The sequence below is a fragment of the Rhodococcus sp. NPDC058521 genome, assembly GCF_042719695.1.
GTDB lineage: Bacteria > Actinomycetota > Actinomycetes > Mycobacteriales > Mycobacteriaceae > Rhodococcus_F.
In genome coordinates this window covers 484,042-502,549 of sequence record NZ_JBHXNL010000001.1, presented here as the reverse complement: position 1 = coordinate 502,549, position 18,508 = coordinate 484,042, and the positions used below count along the sequence as shown (strand labels likewise).

17 protein-coding genes are annotated in these 18,508 nt (G+C 65.0%); 10 read left to right on the top strand and 7 right to left on the bottom strand.

The window, feature by feature from the left end; genetic code table 11:
• Positions 1-19: 19 nt before the first annotated feature.
• Genes ACFWO3_RS02335 through ACFWO3_RS02320 form a run of 4 tightly spaced genes read right to left on the bottom strand, consistent with a single transcriptional unit; the run spans position 20 to position 3,432 of the window.
• Positions 20-1,339, bottom strand: a complete 1,320-nt coding sequence (locus ACFWO3_RS02335; protein WP_378573274.1) for an ATP-binding protein — start codon at positions 1,337-1,339, stop codon at positions 20-22.
• Between the two features lie 9 nt (positions 1,340-1,348).
• Positions 1,349-2,029 carry a response regulator transcription factor gene (locus ACFWO3_RS02330; protein WP_378573272.1) on the bottom strand — a complete coding sequence of 227 codons (681 nt, stop codon included), beginning with the start codon at positions 2,027-2,029 and terminating at the stop codon, positions 1,349-1,351.
• 22 nt (positions 2,030-2,051) lie between these two features.
• Entirely contained in the window at positions 2,052-2,570 is a 519-nt protein-coding gene (locus ACFWO3_RS02325; RefSeq protein ID WP_378573270.1) for a PH domain-containing protein, read from the bottom strand.
• A gap of 13 nt (positions 2,571-2,583) precedes the next feature.
• On the bottom strand, positions 2,584-3,432 hold the full coding sequence (locus tag ACFWO3_RS02320; RefSeq protein WP_378573268.1) for a biotin--[acetyl-CoA-carboxylase] ligase: 849 nt from the start codon (positions 3,430-3,432) through the stop codon (positions 2,584-2,586).
• Positions 3,433-3,547: 115 nt separating this feature from the next.
• Between ACFWO3_RS02320 and ACFWO3_RS02315 the strand changes: the two genes are divergently transcribed.
• Genes ACFWO3_RS02315 through ACFWO3_RS02305 form a run of 3 tightly spaced genes read left to right on the top strand, consistent with a single transcriptional unit; the run spans position 3,548 to position 6,209 of the window.
• Complete coding sequence (locus ACFWO3_RS02315) at positions 3,548-5,188, top strand: acyl-CoA carboxylase subunit beta (RefSeq protein WP_378573266.1); 1,641 nt, start codon at positions 3,548-3,550, stop codon at positions 5,186-5,188.
• On the top strand, positions 5,185-5,553 hold the full coding sequence (locus ACFWO3_RS02310) for an acyl-CoA carboxylase subunit epsilon (protein ID WP_378573264.1): 369 nt from the start codon (positions 5,185-5,187) through the stop codon (positions 5,551-5,553). Before ACFWO3_RS02315 ends, ACFWO3_RS02310 begins: the two co-directional genes overlap by 4 nt.
• Complete coding sequence (locus ACFWO3_RS02305) at positions 5,550-6,209, top strand: Maf family protein (protein ID WP_378573261.1); 660 nt, start codon at positions 5,550-5,552, stop codon at positions 6,207-6,209. Before ACFWO3_RS02310 ends, ACFWO3_RS02305 begins: the two co-directional genes overlap by 4 nt.
• Here the strand turns inward: ACFWO3_RS02305 and ACFWO3_RS02300 are convergent.
• Positions 6,111-7,895 (bottom strand): MFS transporter, encoded by a 1,785-nt coding sequence (locus ACFWO3_RS02300; protein WP_378573259.1) that lies wholly within the window; start codon positions 7,893-7,895, stop codon positions 6,111-6,113. The genes ACFWO3_RS02305 and ACFWO3_RS02300 overlap by 99 nt on opposite strands.
• Before the next feature lie 265 nt (positions 7,896-8,160).
• Between ACFWO3_RS02300 and ACFWO3_RS02295 the strand changes: the two genes are divergently transcribed.
• The 7 genes from ACFWO3_RS02295 to ACFWO3_RS02265 all read left to right on the top strand — a co-directional run bounded on the left by ACFWO3_RS02295 (position 8,161) and on the right by ACFWO3_RS02265 (position 16,308).
• Positions 8,161-9,672 (top strand): condensation domain-containing protein, encoded by a 1,512-nt coding sequence (locus ACFWO3_RS02295; protein ID WP_378573258.1) that lies wholly within the window; start codon positions 8,161-8,163, stop codon positions 9,670-9,672.
• On the top strand, positions 9,663-11,111 hold the full coding sequence (locus ACFWO3_RS02290) for a condensation domain-containing protein (protein ID WP_378573256.1): 1,449 nt from the start codon (positions 9,663-9,665) through the stop codon (positions 11,109-11,111). The genes ACFWO3_RS02295 and ACFWO3_RS02290 overlap by 10 nt, the downstream gene beginning before the upstream one ends.
• A gap of 81 nt (positions 11,112-11,192) precedes the next feature.
• Positions 11,193-12,089, top strand: a complete 897-nt coding sequence (locus tag ACFWO3_RS02285; RefSeq protein ID WP_378573254.1) for a sulfurtransferase — start codon at positions 11,193-11,195, stop codon at positions 12,087-12,089.
• 27 nt (positions 12,090-12,116) lie between these two features.
• Positions 12,117-12,533, top strand: coding sequence for a SufE family protein (locus tag ACFWO3_RS02280; protein WP_378573252.1), 417 nt, complete (start codon positions 12,117-12,119; stop codon positions 12,531-12,533).
• Positions 12,533-13,921 carry a condensation domain-containing protein gene (locus ACFWO3_RS02275; RefSeq protein WP_378573250.1) on the top strand — a complete coding sequence of 463 codons (1,389 nt, stop codon included), beginning with the start codon at positions 12,533-12,535 and terminating at the stop codon, positions 13,919-13,921. The genes ACFWO3_RS02280 and ACFWO3_RS02275 overlap by 1 nt, the downstream gene beginning before the upstream one ends.
• A gap of 161 nt (positions 13,922-14,082) precedes the next feature.
• Positions 14,083-15,870, top strand: a complete 1,788-nt coding sequence (locus tag ACFWO3_RS02270; RefSeq protein ID WP_378573248.1) for an acetyl/propionyl/methylcrotonyl-CoA carboxylase subunit alpha — start codon at positions 14,083-14,085, stop codon at positions 15,868-15,870.
• A 99-nt stretch (positions 15,871-15,969) separates the two neighbouring features.
• Positions 15,970-16,308 (top strand): hypothetical protein, encoded by a 339-nt coding sequence (locus tag ACFWO3_RS02265; protein ID WP_378573246.1) that lies wholly within the window; start codon positions 15,970-15,972, stop codon positions 16,306-16,308.
• Here ACFWO3_RS02265 and ACFWO3_RS02260 read toward each other — a convergent pair.
• Positions 16,292-17,122, bottom strand: a complete 831-nt coding sequence (locus ACFWO3_RS02260; RefSeq protein WP_378573244.1) for a tyrosine-protein phosphatase — start codon at positions 17,120-17,122, stop codon at positions 16,292-16,294. The two genes, ACFWO3_RS02265 and ACFWO3_RS02260, sit on opposite strands and share 17 nt — an antisense overlap.
• Entirely contained in the window at positions 17,119-18,471 is a 1,353-nt protein-coding gene (gene lat / locus ACFWO3_RS02255; protein WP_378573242.1) for an L-lysine 6-transaminase, read from the bottom strand. Before lat ends, ACFWO3_RS02260 begins: the two co-directional genes overlap by 4 nt.
• Positions 18,472-18,508: the final 37 nt, after the last annotated feature.

Sequence of the window (18,508 nt, the reverse complement as noted above, 5' to 3'; positions counted from 1 at the left end):
ACCGGAACGCCATGCTCCGTCAGCGAGGTTCTCGGTTGCCCGCCACCCGGGTCGGCGCAGGTTCACGGCCGATGGGAACGAAGACCGCGAACAGTGCGGGCCTGCGACGCTGAAGCTCCAATCTGCCGCCGTCCGCCTCGATGAGCGCGCGTGCCAGCGCGAGCCCTACACCGGTCGATCCCGCACCGGAGAAACCGCGATCGAAGATGTGCGGCGCGAGCTCGTTGCTCACGCCCTCCCCCTCGTCCGACACTTCCACGCACACCATCGAGTCGCGGGTCGAAGCCGTCCGGCCCGCCCCCCTCGCGAGGCGTACCGACACCGTGCACGTGCCCGCACCGTGGACGAGCGCGTTGTCCACGAGAACCGACACCGCCTCACGCAACCGCGACCCCGTCGTCGACGCCATCACGTCCACGTCGCCACCAAGTGTCAGTGCTCGACCGACATCGTCGAACGGCCGCTCCCAGTCGGCGAGAACCGCGCCGAGCTCGTGCACGACCGAAACCTGCTTCTCCTCGCCGCTGCTCCTGGACGAACGAACCAGTTCGTCGATGGCATCCGTCAGTCGGTCGACCTGCGCCATCGCCTCGTCCGCCTCCTCCACTACCGCGGGGTCGGAATGCTCCGACAACTCGTCGAGGCGTAGCCGAACCGCGGTGAGACGACTGCGCAGCTGATGCGACACGTCCGCGACCAAGGTGTGCTCGCGTTGCAGCCGCCCCGCGATCTCGACGGTCGCCGAGTCGAGGACGTCCGAGACTCGATCCAGTTCGGCGATCGAATGACGGCGTGGATCCGGGTGGAAGTCTCCCTCGGCGAGACGGGCAGCCCGATTCGCCACGTCGGACAACGGGTCCGCGAGGCGCTTCGCCGTCAGTACCGCCACCGCCGTTCCCACGGCGATCGAGATCAGCACCAACAGTCCGACCGCGCCGACGGCCTGACGCTGCTGAGTGCGCATCACGTCGGACGGCACCTCGAGGCGGAGCGAACCGGAGGATCCCATGGCAAGTGACTCGATCAGCGGCGAGGCGACGTCCGAGACGCCGATGTCCACTCTCGCGGCGTTCTCGGGGGCGGTGGGGTAGATGACCACCAATCGCCCGTCTTTCGGTGTGAGAAGGTCCAAGGAGGCCGTATTCAGCTCTCCGTTGACGACACCGTCAGGACCCTCTTGAGCGATTATCTCTCCAGCCATCCGGTCCAGGCGATTCTGGAGGTCACTTCGTGCGAGGTCCTCCACCCACAACCATGCCGTGTAGATCAGCGGCACCCCGAGAAGAAGCGCCGTCAGGATCACCACACCGAGCGTGGACTGGAGAATTCTGCGCCGCACTGCCGGCGCCTAGTCGTTGTTGATTCGGAATCCGACGCCGCGCACGGTCGCGATTCTTCGTTCTGCGGCCGGTCCTTCGTCGCCGATCTTTCGGCGCAGCCACGACATGTGCATGTCCAGAGTCTTCGAGCCGCGCAACTCCACGTCGCCCCACACTTCGGCGAGAATGTCCTCGCGGGGCACCACCTGCCCGGCATGCTCGAGGAGTACCCGGAGCAATTCGTACTCCTTGTTCGCCAACGCCACCTCGGCGCCACCCACCAGCACGCGGCGCGCGGCAGGCTCGAGTCTGATGTCGCCGACCTCCACGACGGAATCCTCGCCGCCGCCGCGCCGACGCAGCAGCGCCCGCACGCGCGCCATCAACTCCGCCAGCCGGAACGGCTTGCCCACGTAATCGTCCGCGCCGGCATCGAGACCGACCACGAAGTCGACCTCGTCGGTCCGGGCGGTGAGCATGAGGACCGCAAGTTCGGCATTGTGCGAGCGGACCTGCCTGCACACCTCCAGCCCGTCCATGCCCGGCAGCCCGAGGTCGAGAATCAACAGGTCGAAGTCGCCCTCGAGAGCCTTCTCGAGCGCCGCGGGGCCTGTTTGCTCGATCGTGACGGTGTATCCCTCACGTCCGAGCGCACGAGAAAGTGGGGCGGCAATGGCCTCGTCGTCTTCGGCCAACAGAACTGCAGTCACGAGACAACTGTACGGAGGCCGGTCAGCGCAGCGAATCGCGATGGGGATCCATCGCGTCGAACACCTCGTTGTAGAGCAGCGCGTGCACGCGCTGAACGTGCGGGATGTCGTCGAATTCGAGGGGATCGTCCGAGGCCGATGCGATCACGAGCGTTCCCGTCCGGACGATCCGATCGAGCAGTCCGTGCCGGAACTGCACGTTGCTGATCCTGCCCATCGGGATGTCGATTCCGGTGTGGGTGAGGACGCCTTCGCGGATGAGAACCCGGCGGTCGGTGACGATGAAGTGGGTGAACTTCCAACGTATGAAGGGTCCGGCGGCGCGAAGCGCGACCACGATGCACCACAGGACTGCTATCGCGATCATCGCCACTGTCGAGGGGGTTCCGGTGAGTTTGCTGCCCGCGAGCCCGAACCCGAACCCGGCGATCGCGCTCGACAGGACGAACACGCCGGCCGGCACGATCAGCATCTTCCAGTGCGGATGACAGTGCAAGAGCAGCTCTTCGTCCTCCGCGAGCGCGTCCTCCGGATATCCCATGCGACGAGTGTGCCTAATACACGTCGGTGGCGCGAAGATGGGTGATGTCACCGGCTGACACCGCGAAGGGCTCCCCGCCCTTGTCGGGTGCGATCACCAATCGACCCTGTTCGTCGACATCGACGGCTGTCCCCAGTATCCGATTGTCGCCCGGCAGCTCGGCGCGTACCCGGCGACCCAGGGTGTCGCAGTGCTCGCGGTAGGTCTGCGCCAGTTCGGTGAACGACCAGGCGCAATCGTGCCACCGGGTCCAGTGGGCTGCGAGCCGATCGAGCATGGCACTCACGAGCAGCGTGCGATCGGTCGTCGAAGCGTTCTCGAGCAACAAGGACGTGGCGGTCGGTACGGGCAGTTCCTCGGCAACGAGAGCAACGTTGAGTCCGATGCCCACGACGACGACCGGGTCGGGTGTCACCTGCGCAACCTCGGCGAGGATCCCGGCGACCTTCTTGCCTCCGACGAGAACGTCGTTCGGCCATTTCAGGTCCGCTTCGACTCCTGCCACCGACCGCAGGGCGTCCACCACCGAAATCCCGGTGAGCAGCGGCAACCACCCCATCCCGGCCGGCTGCATTCCGGGCATCGTGAGGGCGACCGACACTGCTATCTGCGCTCTGCGCGGGGTCACCCAATTGCGTGCGTGCCTACCGCGACCGCTCCCCTGGAACTCGGCGAGCAATACGTGGCGGTCGGACTCGCCCGCCGCGACTCGCTCGAGCAGATCGGCATTTGTGGAACCTGTTTCAGAAACCACGTCGAGGCGCCGCCAGAACTTCGGCGGATCCTCGTCGATCTCGGTTCGAACCAACGTGCGACGCAGGTCACCCTGGTCCAGTGCGGGCAGATCGTTGGCGGTCCTCATTCCGCCAGACTATTCCGTGGCCGAAACGTACTCACCAGTAGCCAATCCCGGAGACTCCACAGAATCCGCACCTGCCTTGTCAGATCCCCCCCGACCCTGGTTAAGCTCACCAGTCATGACCACTGTCCAGGAGCCCAATGCCCCCGAGGCGGCGACGAAACCCGATATCCACACCACTGCCGGAAAGCTCGCCGACCTGCGCAATCGCCAGGAGGAGGCCAAGCACCCCAGCGGCGCCGCCGCAGTGGAGAAGGTTCACGCCAAGGGCAAGCTGACCGCTCGCGAGCGCATCACTGCGCTCCTCGACGAGGGGTCGTTCGTAGAACTCGATGCACTTGCACGCCACCGCAGCGTCAACTTCGGCCTCGCCGAGAACCGTCCGCTCGGTGACGGCGTCGTCACCGGCTACGGCACGATCGACGGCCGCGACGTGTGCGTGTTCTCGCAGGATGCCACCGTCTTCGGCGGCAGCCTCGGCGAGATCTACGGCGAGAAGATCGTCAAGGTCATGGACCTGGCCATCAAGACGGGCCGTCCGCTGATCGGCATCAACGAGGGTGCAGGAGCACGTATCCAGGAAGGTGTCGTCTCGCTCGGCCTGTACGGCGAGATCTTCCACCGAAACGTCCGGGCATCCGGCGTCATCCCGCAGATCTCGCTGATCATGGGCCCCGCCGCCGGCGGACACGTGTACTCCCCGGCACTGACCGACTTCGTCGTGATGGTCGACCAGACCAGCCAGATGTTCGTCACCGGTCCCGACGTCATCAAGACCGTCACCGGCGAGAACGTCACCATGGAAGAACTCGGTGGCGCACACACCCACATGGTCAAGTCCGGGGTCGCGCACTACGTCGCTTCCGGCGAGCAGGACGCCCTCGACTACGTCAAGGACCTGCTCTCGTACCTACCTTCGAACAATCAGGCGGCGGCTCCGCGCATGCTGCCGTCAGACCCGTTCGACGGGTCGATCGAGAACTCCCTCACCGAGGAGGACCTCGAGCTCGACACACTGATCCCGGATTCGGCGAACCAGCCCTACGACATGCACGAGGTCATTCGTCGCATACTCGACGACGACGAGTTCCTCGAGGTCCAGGCCGAGCGGGCGATGAACGTCGTCGTCGGATTCGGACGTGTGGACGGCCGCAGCGTCGGCATCGTCGCCAATCAGCCCACCCAGTTCGCGGGCTGTCTCGACATCGACGCGTCCGAGAAGGCTGCACGTTTCGTGCGTACCTGCGACGCGTTCAACGTCCCGATCATCACTCTCGTCGACGTGCCGGGATTCCTGCCCGGCACCGAGCAGGAGTTCAACGGCATCATTCGCCGCGGCGCGAAGCTCCTCTACGCGTACGGCGAGGCCACGGTCGGCAAGATCACGGTCATCACCCGTAAGGCGTACGGCGGCGCGTACGACGTCATGGGCTCCAAGCACATGGGCGCGGATGTCAATCTCGCGTGGCCGACTGCGCAGATCGCCGTGATGGGCGCTTCGGGCGCCGTCGGGTTCGTCTACCGCAAGCGTCTGCTCGAGGCCGCGAAGAACGGCGAGGACGTCGATGCGTTGCGGCTCGAACTGCAGCAGGAGTACGAGGACACTTTGGTGAACCCGTACGTCGCAGCCGAGCGCGGGTACGTGGACGCCGTCATTCCCCCGTCGCACACACGCGGCCAGATCGTGTCCGCACTGCGACTTCTGGAGCGCAAGATGGTGACGCTTCCGCCCAAGAAGCATGGGAACATCCCCCTATGACATCGATCGCCGAGGAAGTTGTGCGCACCGAGACCTCAGCCGACGAGTCCGCCTCTGCCACGAGCACGGTCAACGGATCGCAGGTGGACGGTGCAGTGGACGCAGGGCTCGCCGAGCTGTCCGATGCGGAGAACGCGTCTTCGACCGCTGCCGGTGAACCGTTCGTGAAGGTGGTCAAAGGGTCGCCGACCGACGAGGAACTGGCGGCTCTCGTCACCGTGCTCGCCGCGGCGGCGAACTCGGGGGCCGCGGTTCCCGGATCGACACTCCCAGCCGAGACATGGGGTGACCCGGTGCAGTCGCACCGCGTCGCCGCGCCGTTCTCGCCGTACTCGTTCGTGAACCTCGGGTCGCACCGACGTTGAGGCTCGTTCTCGCCTCTGCTTCGCCGGCCCGCCTGTCGGTACTGCGCAGCGCCGGCATCGAACCGATCGTCATGGTGTCCGAGGTCGACGAGGACGCGCTCATCGCCGACCTCGGGCCGGACGCCGCCCCGGAGCACGTGGTGACCGAGTTGGCGCGTGCCAAGGCACACGACGTGTCGGCCCGCGTCGCCGCGGCAGGGCATTCGGACGTCGTGATCGTCGGATGCGATTCGATGCTCTCCATCGGCGGCGAACTGCAGGGCAAACCCGGGACCGTCGACAGGGCACGAGATCGATGGAAGTCCATGGCGGGACGCAGCGCGTCCCTGCTCACCGGACACTGCGTGATCCGAACCAGGCGCGGCCGAGTCGATCGCGAAGCTGCCGAGTGCAGCGGTACGGTCGTGCACTTCGCGTCGCCTTCGGAAGCCGATCTCGAGGCCTACCTCGCCAGCAGTGAGCCGCTGAAGGTCGCCGGGGCCTTCACACTCGACAGTCTCGGCGGCTGGTTCGTCGAACGCATCGACGGTGATCCGTCGAGCGTGATCGGAATCGGATTACCGCTCGTTCGACGTTTGCTCGACACCGTCGGTGTCGGAATCGCCGAGTTGTGGGCCGACTCCCCCACCGACCGAAACCTCGACCTCCGATTCTGACCAGCGGTTACGGCGCGGCAGCGTCAGCGACAGTACGGCGATCGCCACTGCGACGGCCGAGATGATCCACAGCACGCGGCGTTCCGCCTGTAGAAACGCCTCGCCTGCGGCGCTACGGGTGGAGTCCTTCGCGACGGTCACGGCGTCGTCGAGGAGTTCCTGTTGCGCCGGGCTGGGGTGCTGCATTGCAGCTCCGGACCCGGCCGACAGATCCCGACACCGATCCGACACCTTCATCGGCGATGTCGAACCGAGTTGCGCCGTCGCACAGTCGACGAATTTCTGCTCTGCCTGCGGGACGAACGTGGACGGCACGCCCTTCGCCTCGAGCTGCGCGACCAGGGCCGGCCTTTCGTCCTGGACGGCCGAGACGGCCTGCCCCGCGACCAGGTTGAAGAACACGACTCCGATGACGGCCAAACCGATCGAGCTGCCCACCTGCTGCACCGTCGGCAACAGACCGGAGACCGAACCGGCGTTCTCCGGCCGCACGGTGGCGAGAACGGCAGTCTGCAGGGGAGCCACGAAGAGGCCGAGTCCGGCACCACCGACGAACAGCGGTCCGGCGAGCGCGAGCCAACGCGGATCGGTTCCCTCCTGCTGCAGAATCCAGGACAGTCCGACGAGCGAACCGGCGAACAGCGCCATACCCAACGGCAGGACCAAGTTGCCGATCTTCCGGTACACGGTCGACGACGCCAGCGCTGCCAGACCGGTCCCGAGCGCCCACGGCAGGGTCATCACACCGGCACGCAGAGGTGTGAATCCGAATCCGAACTGCAGGGTCAACGAGATCGTGAAGATCAAGGACGTGAGGGTGCCGAAGAAGACGAAGGCGAGAACAGCCCCGATCGAGAAGGCTCGGTCACGGAACAGATGGAGCCGTAGGACCGGATCTCCACCCCGTTTTCCCAGCCACCATTCGTAGACAACGAAAGCAACCAGGACTGGGATCGAGCACAACAACATCGCGACGATCGGAGCGGGCCAGCCGCGTTCACGCCCCTCCGCCAACGGAAAGATCAGCAGGAAGAGACCGAGCGCCGAAAGCACGGCACCACCGATGTCGAGCCCGCGCACCCCGTCCGGTTTGGCATCGACCAGATAGAAGTAGCCGATGGTGAGCGCAACGAGACCGATGGGGACGTTGACATAGAAGATGGACCGCCATCCCCACTGGAAGAGGTCCCATTCGATGAGTAGGCCGCCGACGAGCGGACCGCAGATGGTGGCAAGTCCGATGGTTGCGCCGTAGATGCCGAACACGCGCGGGTGCTGACGCTTCGGAAAGAGCCCCGAGATGATGGCGAAGGTCTGCGCGGACATCGAACCTGCGGCAAGTCCCTGGAATGCGCGTGATACGACGAGTTCCGTCGGGGTCTGTGCCATGCCACAAAACAGTGATGCCACGAGAAACACGGCGAGGGCCGTCAGGAACACCCGGCGGCGACCCAACAGATCACCGAGTCGAGCGGCCGTGATCAGCGAGCATGCGAACGCCAACGTGTAGACGCTGACCATCAGCAACTGGGCGGACACCGAGGCCCCGAGGTCCACCGCAATGCTCGGAAGTGCGACGTTGACGATGGTCGCGTCGAGGAGTTGCATGAACACGGCGACGAGACTTGTCGCCAGACCGAGCCACGGGACCCATCGACTCGTGATCTTTTGCTGCGCAACCTGCATTCGGTCAGGCTAGTACGGGTTCGGCTTGCCAACATTCCGGCGTTACAGGAGTGTGAGCAACATCAAACCTCAAAACTTTACGCGACGAATCTGCAGGACAGGGGGCTTTTGGAGACAACTTGACTTGTCCGTCACCGGGCTGTAATCAATCTCGTGATCGGGTTCCCCGAGCAGTATCGCTGCGGTTGGCGCATTCTGATGCAGCGTCCACCACCCGATGTCCCACCCACCGTCCCCCTCTACCCAACACCGCAGGAGTCGCTAGATGGACTTGAACTTGATCACCCACTGGAAACCACAACCTGGCAGGGTCGTCGAGTGGAAAGTCACCGAGCGCAGCGCATTGGCGGCGGCGGAGGCGCCGGTCGATCCGGCACTTCCCACGACGATGCAGGAGCGGCACCTGCGCCGATCGATGCTGGCGGCCAACAACGGTGAGGCTCAGTCACCGTGGATCGGCATCGCGTTCGATTTCGTGGGACGGTTGGACGCCGCGGCGATGACACGCTCGCTGCAGCGCTACGTCCTGCGGCACGACACGTTGCACAGCTGGTTCTCGTTCGGAGACCCCGACGCCGACCCCACCGACAAGGCGAATCCGATCCGCCGGCACGTCGTGCCCGCGGATTCGATCGAGCTCGAGGCCGTGACGGGGGAACTCCTCGGCGATCCGGTTCGGGTCCGCGAGCACATCGCCGCGCGATTCGCCGAGGAGACCAGTGCGCTCGGGTGGCCGGCCTTCGTGTTCGGGGTCGTCGAGCACTACCACGGGGACTCGGGTGAGGAATCGTTCACGCTTTTCCACGCCATCGACCACGCACACACGGACATGCAGTCGATGATTCTGATGTTCGCGGAGTTGCGGATCATCTACCAGGCCGAACTCGACGGAGTGGAACCCGAACTACCCGAGCCCGGCAGCTACATCACCTTCAGCCAGGAGGAACGTGAACGCGCCGCGGCGCTCACTCTCGAATCGCCGGAGGTGCATGGCTGGATCGGTCATCTGACCCGCAGCGGTGGCTCGTTTCCCAGCTTCCCGCTCGATCTCGGCGCCGCGGACGAGCCGAAGCCTGCGATCGGCAGTCGTTTCGATCTCGCCGACGCCGCCGAGTGCGAGAAGTTCGGTGAGGTGTGCAAGAAGAACGGCTCCAACTTCATCGGTGGTGTGTTCGCAGCGCTCGCCATCACCGAACACGAACTCGCCGGACGCGGCCGGTACATGGCACTTTCACCCATCGGTACCCGCAACGCTCCGGAATACTTCTGGTCTCAGGGTTGGTTCATCAACCTCATCCCGGTCGGGTTCGAGATCTCGGACAAGCACTCGTTCACCGAACTCGCGACGCGCGCGCAGGAGGCGTACCACTCCGGTAAGTCGCTCGGCGAGGTGTCCGTTCAGCAGGTCATCGACACCGTGAGCGCAGCCGCCGGACCGGAGGCCGTAGCCCACCAGACGACCCTTGCGCCGCCTCCGATCGTGTCGTACATCGACGGGCGCCGCCTGCCCGGCACCGAGGACTACGTGTCGACCAAGGCGACGGGCCTCGTCGGAGGGAAGGCAACGCAGATCGCGTCGATGTGGGTGAATCGTGTCCTCGAGGGCACGTGGTTGGCGATCTCGCATCCCGATACGGAACAGGCGCACGAATCGGTCGCCGCGTACGCCGAGCGAATGTCCACCATCATGAAGACGGTCGCCGAAACGGGCGACTACGCGTTCGACAGCGAGACACCATCCGACAACGAGGGAGCGGAGACGACCCCATGCACGTAACCTCGATCGACCGATACATGCTCGAACCCGGCGAGATCACCGAATGGTCCGTGTCCACAGGCCCTGACTCGGTGACGCAGTCCCCGGTACCGCCGTCGTACAACCAGCAATTCCACCTGGACACGGCCCGCACCCACGGGGTCGGGCGCAGCGTCTGGATGGCTGCGGCGTTCGACCTCCCCGGCAAGCTGGACCGCATGGCTCTCGCGACGTCACTCGAGTACTTCGTGCGCAGGCACGACACCCTCCAGACCGGATTCGAAGTGGTGGACGGTGCTCTCCGCCGTTTCGATCTCGATCCTTCGGACATCGAATTCGTCCCCTCGGGGCCCGTCCACACGACGTCGTCCGAGGAGGTCCGCGAGCACTTGCGGCACCGGTTCACGACGGTGTGCGACCCGCTGACGTTCCCCGCGTATCTGTTCGCAACGATCGAACGGGAGTCGCACTACACGGTCGTCAGCGCGTTCGACCACACCCTTGTCGACGGCTATTCGCTCGTCATCGCGCTCGGCGAACTGCGCCAGATCTACGAAATTCTCACGCGGACCGTGGACGGTACCGGCCCGACCGAAGACGACGTCACCCAGGAACTCGGCGATCCCGGCAGCTTCCTCCGCTACTGCGAACTCGAATCGATAGCTCCTGTTACCGCAGCAGACGATCCGCGTGTTCGCGAATGGGCGCGGTTCTACGAACGCTGCGGCGGAACCGCACCGAGCTTCCCGATGGCTCTGGGAGTCGAGCCGGGCCGCCCTGCACCGCAGGGTGCGGACGTGCGTCCGCTCGCCGATGCTGCGATCACGGAGAAGTTCGAGGAGATCTGCCTCGAGAGCGGTGGCAGCCTGTTCACGGGCCTGCTGACCGCGATGGGGTCGGCGGTTCACTCGATCACCGGAACATCCCGGATGCCGTTGCAGTTCCCGCTGCATACCCGTCAGGATGCCCAGTGGGCCAACGCACTCGGCTGGCTCACCACCAGCGCGCCACTGACCGTGGAGATCACCCCGGACGGTGATTTCCAGTCGTCGCTCGCGCACACGCACGCCTCGTTCCGCACCGCGCTCACTCTCAAGGGTGTTTCCATGGCGCAGGTGCGGGAGGCTCTCGGAGACGGTTACCGCCGCACCCGCACCGACGTGTTCATGGTGTCCTACATCGACTATCGGCGCCTGCCCGGCACCGACGACCACGACGAGCTCAACGCGCACCACATCAGCAACGTGACTGTTGCCGACGACGCTCAGTTCTGGATCTCGCGAACCAACAAGGGTCTGGCGCTGCGGTCACGGTTCCCCGAGACGCCGACTGCACGGCACAGCGTGTCACTGTTTCTCGACACGTTGCAGAAGGTGCTCGTCGACATCTGCGAGTACGGTGTCACGCCCATCGCGGAGCTCACGAGCCAACTCGATCTGACCACCGTGCGCGTCAACTGACGCACGCAGATCGAACTCACTCGCGGACTCCGCATAGACTCGGGTCACAGCCCGTACCGAATCTGCCTCAGGAGCCAGACCGTGCCCGTCGCGCCAGATCCCAACCCGTCGTTCGCCGAATACGCTCACCCCGACCGTCTCGTATCGACCGAATGGCTGTCCGCGAACATCGGCTCACCCGATGTGAAGGTCGTCGAATCGGACGAGGACGTGCTGCTCTACGACGTGGGGCACATTCCGGGTGCTGTGAAGGTCGACTGGCATCTCGACCTCAACGATCCGGTCACCCGCGATTACATCGACGGCGCCCGGTTCGCCGAGTTGATGAGCCGCAAGGGAATCGCTCGCGACGACACGATCGTCGTGTACGGCGACAAGAGCAACTGGTGGGCTGCGTACGCGCTCTGGGTGTTCACACTGTTCGGCCACGAGGACGTCCGACTGCTCGACGGTGGTCGTGATGCCTGGCTCGCCGAGAACCGCGAGACCTCGTTCGACGTGCCGGAGACTTCGCCCACGGATTACCCGGTGGTCGAGCGCAAGGATGCACCCATTCGGGCGTTCAAGGACGATGTGTTGTCGCATCTGGGCAAGGGTCCGCTGATCGACGTGCGTTCGCCGCAGGAATACACGGGCGAGCGCACGCACATGCCCGATTACCCGGAGGAAGGCGCACTGCGCGGCGGCCACATTCCGAGTGCCGAGAGCATTCCGTGGGCGAAAGCGGCGGCTCCGGACAGCCGTTTCCGTTCCCGCTCGGAGCTGAACGAGATCTATGGCAGCCTGTCGCCGAACGACGACGTCGTCGCGTACTGCCGCATCGGCGAACGTTCGAGCCACACCTGGTTCGTTCTCACGCACCTCCTCGGTTACGAGAACGTGCGCAACTACGACGGCTCGTGGACCGAGTGGGGCAACGCCGTGCGGGTTCCGATCGTGAAGGGCGAAGAGCCCGGTGACGTTCCAGTCGCGAACTGACCGACATCACAGGCGAGAAGTACAACCATGAGTGACCTGCCCGAATCCCTTGCCGAGATCGTCGACGACTTCGCAGCCGTCGGCGCCCAGGACAAACTCCAGCTGCTCCTCGAGTTCAGTCGCGAATTGGCCCCGCTGCCAACCGAGCTCGAGGAGTCGGCGATGGAGCCCGTCCCGGAGTGTCAGTCTCCCCTGTTCCTGTCGGTCGACGATTCCGATCGACAGAAGGTACGTCTGCACTTCAGTGCGCCTGCGGAAGCGCCGACCACTCGTGGGTTCGCTTCGATCCTGTATCAGGGCCTGGACGGGCTCAGTGCGGACGCGATTCTTGCCGTCCCCGACGACTTCTACTCCGATCTCGGCCTCGCGGAGGCGGTCAGCCCTTTGCGATTGCGTGGAATGTCGGCGATGCTGGCTCGCATCAAGCGGCACCTGCGCAACTGATGGAGTTCACCGAACTCGGCGACTACCCGATTCGGTCCGGTGCCATGACCGAATGGCTCCCGTACGCGCGGTCTCCGTGGACGGACGACGACCGATCGGTGTCGTTCGCCCACGAGGCACACCTGAGATATTGCGCCGAAGGTGGCCGTGAGGCCTGGTTGGGTTGTGCCTTCGAGATCGCCGGGGCGCTGGATGTGCCCGCGTTCCGATCCGCTCTGACTTCGTGGATCGATCGTCACGAGGTCCTGCGTTCGCATACGTCGCTACTTCCCGGATTCGGTGACACCTCACAGGGCGGCGACGCAGCGGACTATTCGGCGATCCGCCGGCAGACCGTGCCGGTCGGAGGCATCCATGTCGGCGCGGTCAGCCACGGGTATGCCACCGACGCCGAGGCGAACGCCGCACATCTGCAGCAACTGTTCGACGATTACGCGTCGCCGTTCCACTGGCCGTCGTACATCTTCGCGACGCTGGAGTCTGCGGAGCGCGACACTTTCACCGTCTACTTCGGCGCCGATCATTCGATCATCGACGGGTACTCGATCGTCCTGATCGCGCACGAGTTGTCCGCCCTGTACCGCGAAGCTTCCGGACACGGTCCCGCCGACCTCGTGCCAGTGGGTAGCTACGTGGATTTCGGCAGCGCCGAGCGCAGGTCCGAGGTCGATCACGGCACGGAGCAGGCCGCGCGTGACATCTGGCGGCAGGTGTTCGACGAGTCCGGTCTGCCCCGGTTCCCCCTCGACATCGGTCCACGCAGTGACGGACCACAACGAGGTATGTCCGAGTGGCTTCTCGGCGCCGAGGAATCGACGGACTTCGCAGCGGCGTGCCGACATGCCGGCGTGGGCTTCTTCGCCGGTGCACTCGCCTGTCTGGGAATTGCAGGCACCCGCATGGGTGCGGGTGGCCAGTTCCGGGCAGTTACGCCGGTCCACACCCGGAACGATCCGAAGTGGCTCGCGGCACTCGGGTGGTTCGTCGGGCTGTGCCCGGTCGATTTCGAGGTCGACCACGACGATTCGAAACCGGGTGCCTTCGCGTCGGTGGCCCGAAACGCGCAGGCGAGCCTGAACCACGGGCGTCCCGCCGGAGCGGTGCCGTTCGACCGGATCGGGCACACGCTCGGTATACCGATCCGTCCCAGATTCGTCGTGTCGTACATGGATGTTCGGTTCGTCCCACGCGCCGACGAGTGGCACGAGTGGCGTGCACAGGCACTGCGAAGCAGGCAGTACACGCACGATGTCCACGTGTGGATCAACCGCACGCCGCAGGGCCTCAACCTGTCTGTTCGCTATCCGAACAACGACACCGCCGTTGCGCATATGACCGAATGGGTATCCGAGCTGCGACCACTGCTCCTCGCCGCTACCCGTGGGTAGGCTTTCGCAGTCCGAGGCGGCCACCTAATGTGTAAGCGCTATCCGGTTACGGGCTCCGCAATATCTGTGCATACACTCCGATGTGATGCTCGTAACCCACCCGGTGATGCTCCCTCTGGGGACCACTCCGCGAGAAGACCATGAGAACCACAGGAGGTTCAGTGCCCAGTCATGCCAGTGCGCACATAACGAAGGTTCTCGTCGCAAACCGCGGCGAGATCGCGGTCCGGGTTGTTCGAGCGGCGGCCGACGCCGGGCTCGCCAGCGTCGCCGTCTACGCCGAACCCGATGCCGACGCACCGTTCGTGCGCCTCGCTGACGAAGCCTTCGCGCTCGGAGGACAGACGTCTGCGGAGTCCTACCTGGTGATCGACAAGATCATCGACGCGGCGCACAAGTCCGGCGCCGACGCCGTTCACCCCGGTTACGGGTTCCTTTCCGAGAACGCAGAGTTCGCTCAGGCTGTGATCGACGCCGGATTGATCTGGATCGGGCCCTCCCCACAGTCGATCCGTGACCTCGGCGACAAGGTCACCGCTCGTCACATCGCCGAGCGTGCGAAGGCTCCGATGGCAGCAGGCACCAAGGACCCGGTCAAGGACGCCGACGAGGTCGTCGCGTTCGCGAAGGAATACGGCGTTCCGGTCGCCATCAAGGCGGCATTCGGTGGCGGTGGCCGCGGCATGAAGGTCGCGCACACCATCGAAGAGATTCCGCATCTGTTCGAATCCGCCACCCGTGAGGCTGTGGCGGCATTCGGCCGCGGTGAATGCTTCGTAGAGCAGTACCTCGACAAGGCTCGCCACGTCGAAGCGCAGGTCATCGCCGACAAGCACGGCAATGTGGTCGTCGCCGGCACCCGCGACTGCTCGCTGCAGCGCCGCTTCCAGAAGCTCGTCGAGGAGGCCCCCGCGCCGTTCCTCACCGACGAGCAGCGCAAACGCATCCACGAGTCGGCCAAGGCCATCTGCCGCGAGGCCCACTACTACGGCGCAGGCACAGTCGAATACCTGGTGCAGGGCGACACGGTGTCTTTCCTCGAGGTCAATACCCGCCTGCAGGTCGAGCACCCGGTCACCGAAGAAACAGCTGGCATCGACCTGGTTCGCCAGCAGTTCCTCATCGCCAATGGCGAAGAACTGTCCATCAAGGAAGACCCCACCCCACGCGGCCACGCCTTCGAATTCCGCATCAACGGTGAGGACGCCGGTCGCGGGTTCCTGCCTGCGCCGGGACCGGTCACCAAGTTCGAGCCTCCGTCAGGCCCCGGCGTCCGCATGGACTCGGGTGTCGAGAGCGGTAGCGTCATCGGCGGCCAGTTCGACTCCATGCTCGCGAAGCTGATCGTGTATGGCGCAACCCGCGACGAGGCACTGGAGCGTTCGCGCCGTGCATTGGCCGAGTTCAATGTCGAGGGCCTGGCGACGGTCATCCCGTTCCACCGGCACATCGTGTCCAACCCGGCCTTCATCGGCGACGGCGAGAAGTTCGACGTCTACACCAAGTGGATCGAAACCGACTGGGACAACCCGATCGAGCCGTTCACCGCAGGTGAGCCGCTGGACGAGGACGACGCTCAGCCCCGACAGAACGTGGTCGTGGAGGTCGGCGGACGTCGCGTCGAGGTCTCGCTGCCCGGCCAGTTCTCGCTCGGTGGCGGTGCCGGCGACGCCGGTGCCATCCGCAAGAAGCCGAAGCCCCGCAAGCGTGGCGGAGCAGGTGGAGGCGCCGCCTCCGGCGACGCGGTCACCGCACCCATGCAGGGCACCGTCGTGAAGGTTGCCGTCGAGGAAGGCCAGGAAGTCGCGGAGGGCGAGCTGATCGCAGTCCTCGAGGCCATGAAGATGGAGAATCCGGTCAACGCACACAAGGCCGGAGTCGTCACCGGCCTGTCGGTCGAACCGGGTGCGGCCATCACCCAGGGCACCGTGCTGACCGAGATCAAATAGCACGCTCGGAACAAGAACTGCGCGCCGTGCAACTTCCACGTTGCACGGCGCGCAGTGGTCTGTTCGACATGTCCCGACACCGAACGAGGAGCCAGCACGATGGAACCAGTGGAGATCAATGCCGGCGGATGGTATCTGCGGGCACTGCGGGCAGACGAGCGAGTGGACGATCGGCCTGCCCTGGCAGACGGCTCGATCACCGATCCCGACCACGTGCAGCGAAGCCACGCGGCGTGGAAGTCGGACGAGCAGTACACCTGGGCGGTCTGCCAGCCGAACACCGGCGAACTACTCGCCGAGGTACTTCTCACCCCGGACGGCGAGGAGGCGGTTCTGACGGGATGGGCTCGCGACGGTCACGACGATGCCCTCGAGTCGGGCTCTGCCGCTGTCACGCGTTTCGCGGAGGGCGCGCTCGGTTTCACTGTGCGTCGGTGATCAGCAACTCGCGCAACTGCGCCTGCGCCTTGTCGTCGATACCCAGCCCCTCGGCGAAATAGTTCTCCACCGCCCCGAAGTTCTCCTCCATCACAGCGAGAGCCGACTCGAGATAACTCCGCTGCACACCGAGAACCGGTTCCAGCAGGGACGGGTCTCCGCCCTGCGATTCGAACGTCTCGAACACGACCGAGAGGGCAGGCAAGAGGTAACCGTTCGTTGACAGGTAATCGTCGAACACGTGTTCCTCGCTCACCCCGAGCAGGAGGTGCAGTGCAGCCGTCGCCCAGCCCGTTCGGTCCTTGCCTGTGGTGCAGTGCACAAGAGCGGGTAGGGGTTCACCCTCCTCGTCTCCCACGAGGCCCGCGAACATCGTTCGGTAGGCGGCGACCGCGCTCGGCATCGTCACGAAATCGCGGTAGCTCGATTCGAAGTAGCGGGCTGCACGTCCACCGCCCAGTTCCGTCTCGGCAATCATCGGATCCTCGATCACCCGGAGCATCTGCGCGGTGATGGCGGACCCTCCTCGATCGCGGAGGACGTCGAGTGCGAGCGCACTGGATCCCGGTGGCAGTCGGTCCGGCGCCCGGTCACGCTCGGCTACGGACCTCAGGTCGTACACGGTCCTGATGTCGAGCCGAGCCAGCGCGGCGGAGTCCTCGTCGGACAGCCGGCTCAGGTCTGTCGAGCGAAAGACTGCACCGGTGCGGACGACACCGCCCCCATGCGCACCGTATCCGCCGATGTCACGGAAGTTCGGAACGGATTCCAGCGCGAAATGACGCGCCCACTCCGGCTGTTCTGGACTGCTCACGCAGCGACGATACCGCGGACCACCCGCCCCATCGCGTCGACGGCCGCGTCGAGTTCTGTCGTCGTCACGTTGAGCGGCGGCCGGAATCGAATCCCGCGATCACCGCCGGGCAACACGAGCACGTGCTCGGTATCGCGCAGCTCGGCGACCACGCGGTCACGAATTTCCCGCGACTCGAAGTCGACCGCGCACATCAGGCCTCGGCCACGGGGCCGGGCAAGACCACCAGTGCCGGCAGCAAGTTGGACGAGACGCCCCAGAAGATGCGCTCCGGTCATCCGAGCCCGATCGACCAATCTGTCACCCTCGATCACCTCGAGGATTCTCCTGGCCCGCACCATGTCCGCGAGATTGCCGCCCCACGTCGAGTTGATACGCGATGGAACCTCGAACACGTTGTCGGCGACTTCGTCGACGCGGCCACCCGCCATGATCCCGCACACCTGCACCTTCTTGCCGAATGCGACGACGTCCGGTTCCACGCCGAACTGCTGGTACGCCCACGCGGTGCCGGTGAGGCCGCAACCGGTCTGCACCTCGTCGAAGATCAGCAAGGCGTCGTATTCGTGGCACAGGGCCTGCATCTTCACGAAGAACTCCGGACGGAAGTGGTTGTCGCCGCCTTCACCCTGGATCGGCTCGGCGATGAAACACGCTATGTCGTGGGGATTCTCCTCGAAGGCGGTCCGCGCTTGTTCCAGAGCCGACGACTCGGCTTCGTCCATGTCGCGGCTGTCCAGAACGTAGGGCGCGTCGATACGCGGCCAGTCGAACTTGGGGTACCTTGCGACCTTGCCCGGCTCGGTGTTGGTGAGGGACATGGTGTATCCGGTCCGCCCGTGGAACGCACCGGTCAGGTGCATCACCTTCGAGCCCAGTGCGCTGTCCACCCCGCGACTTTCGTTGAAACGACTCTTCCAGTCGAAAGCCACTTTCAGTGCGTTCTCGACCGCGAGTCCACCACCGTCGACGAAGAAGAGATGCGGTAGGCGCGGGTCGCCGAGCACCCTGACGAAGGTGTCGACGAATCTCGCCATCGGCACCGAGTAGATGTCGGAGTTGCTGGGTTTGTTGACGGCGGCCGTCGTCAATTCACGACGGAACGCGCCATCGTCGGCCAGCGCAGGATGGTTCATGCCGAGCGCCGAGGACGCGAAGAATCCGAACATGTCGAGGTAGGCGGTGCCGTCACGCTGATCGATCAGTCTGGTTCCGCTCGACCGTTCGAGGTCCAGCACCAGGTCGAATCCGTCGACCAGCATGCTGGCCCGCAGTACGTCGTGCACGGATGCTGCGGCGATCGTAGACTCGCCACTGCCGGTCGGACTGTTTCGAATCGAGGCGCTCATGACCTGAGGATATGTCATATTTATCGACACATCCATA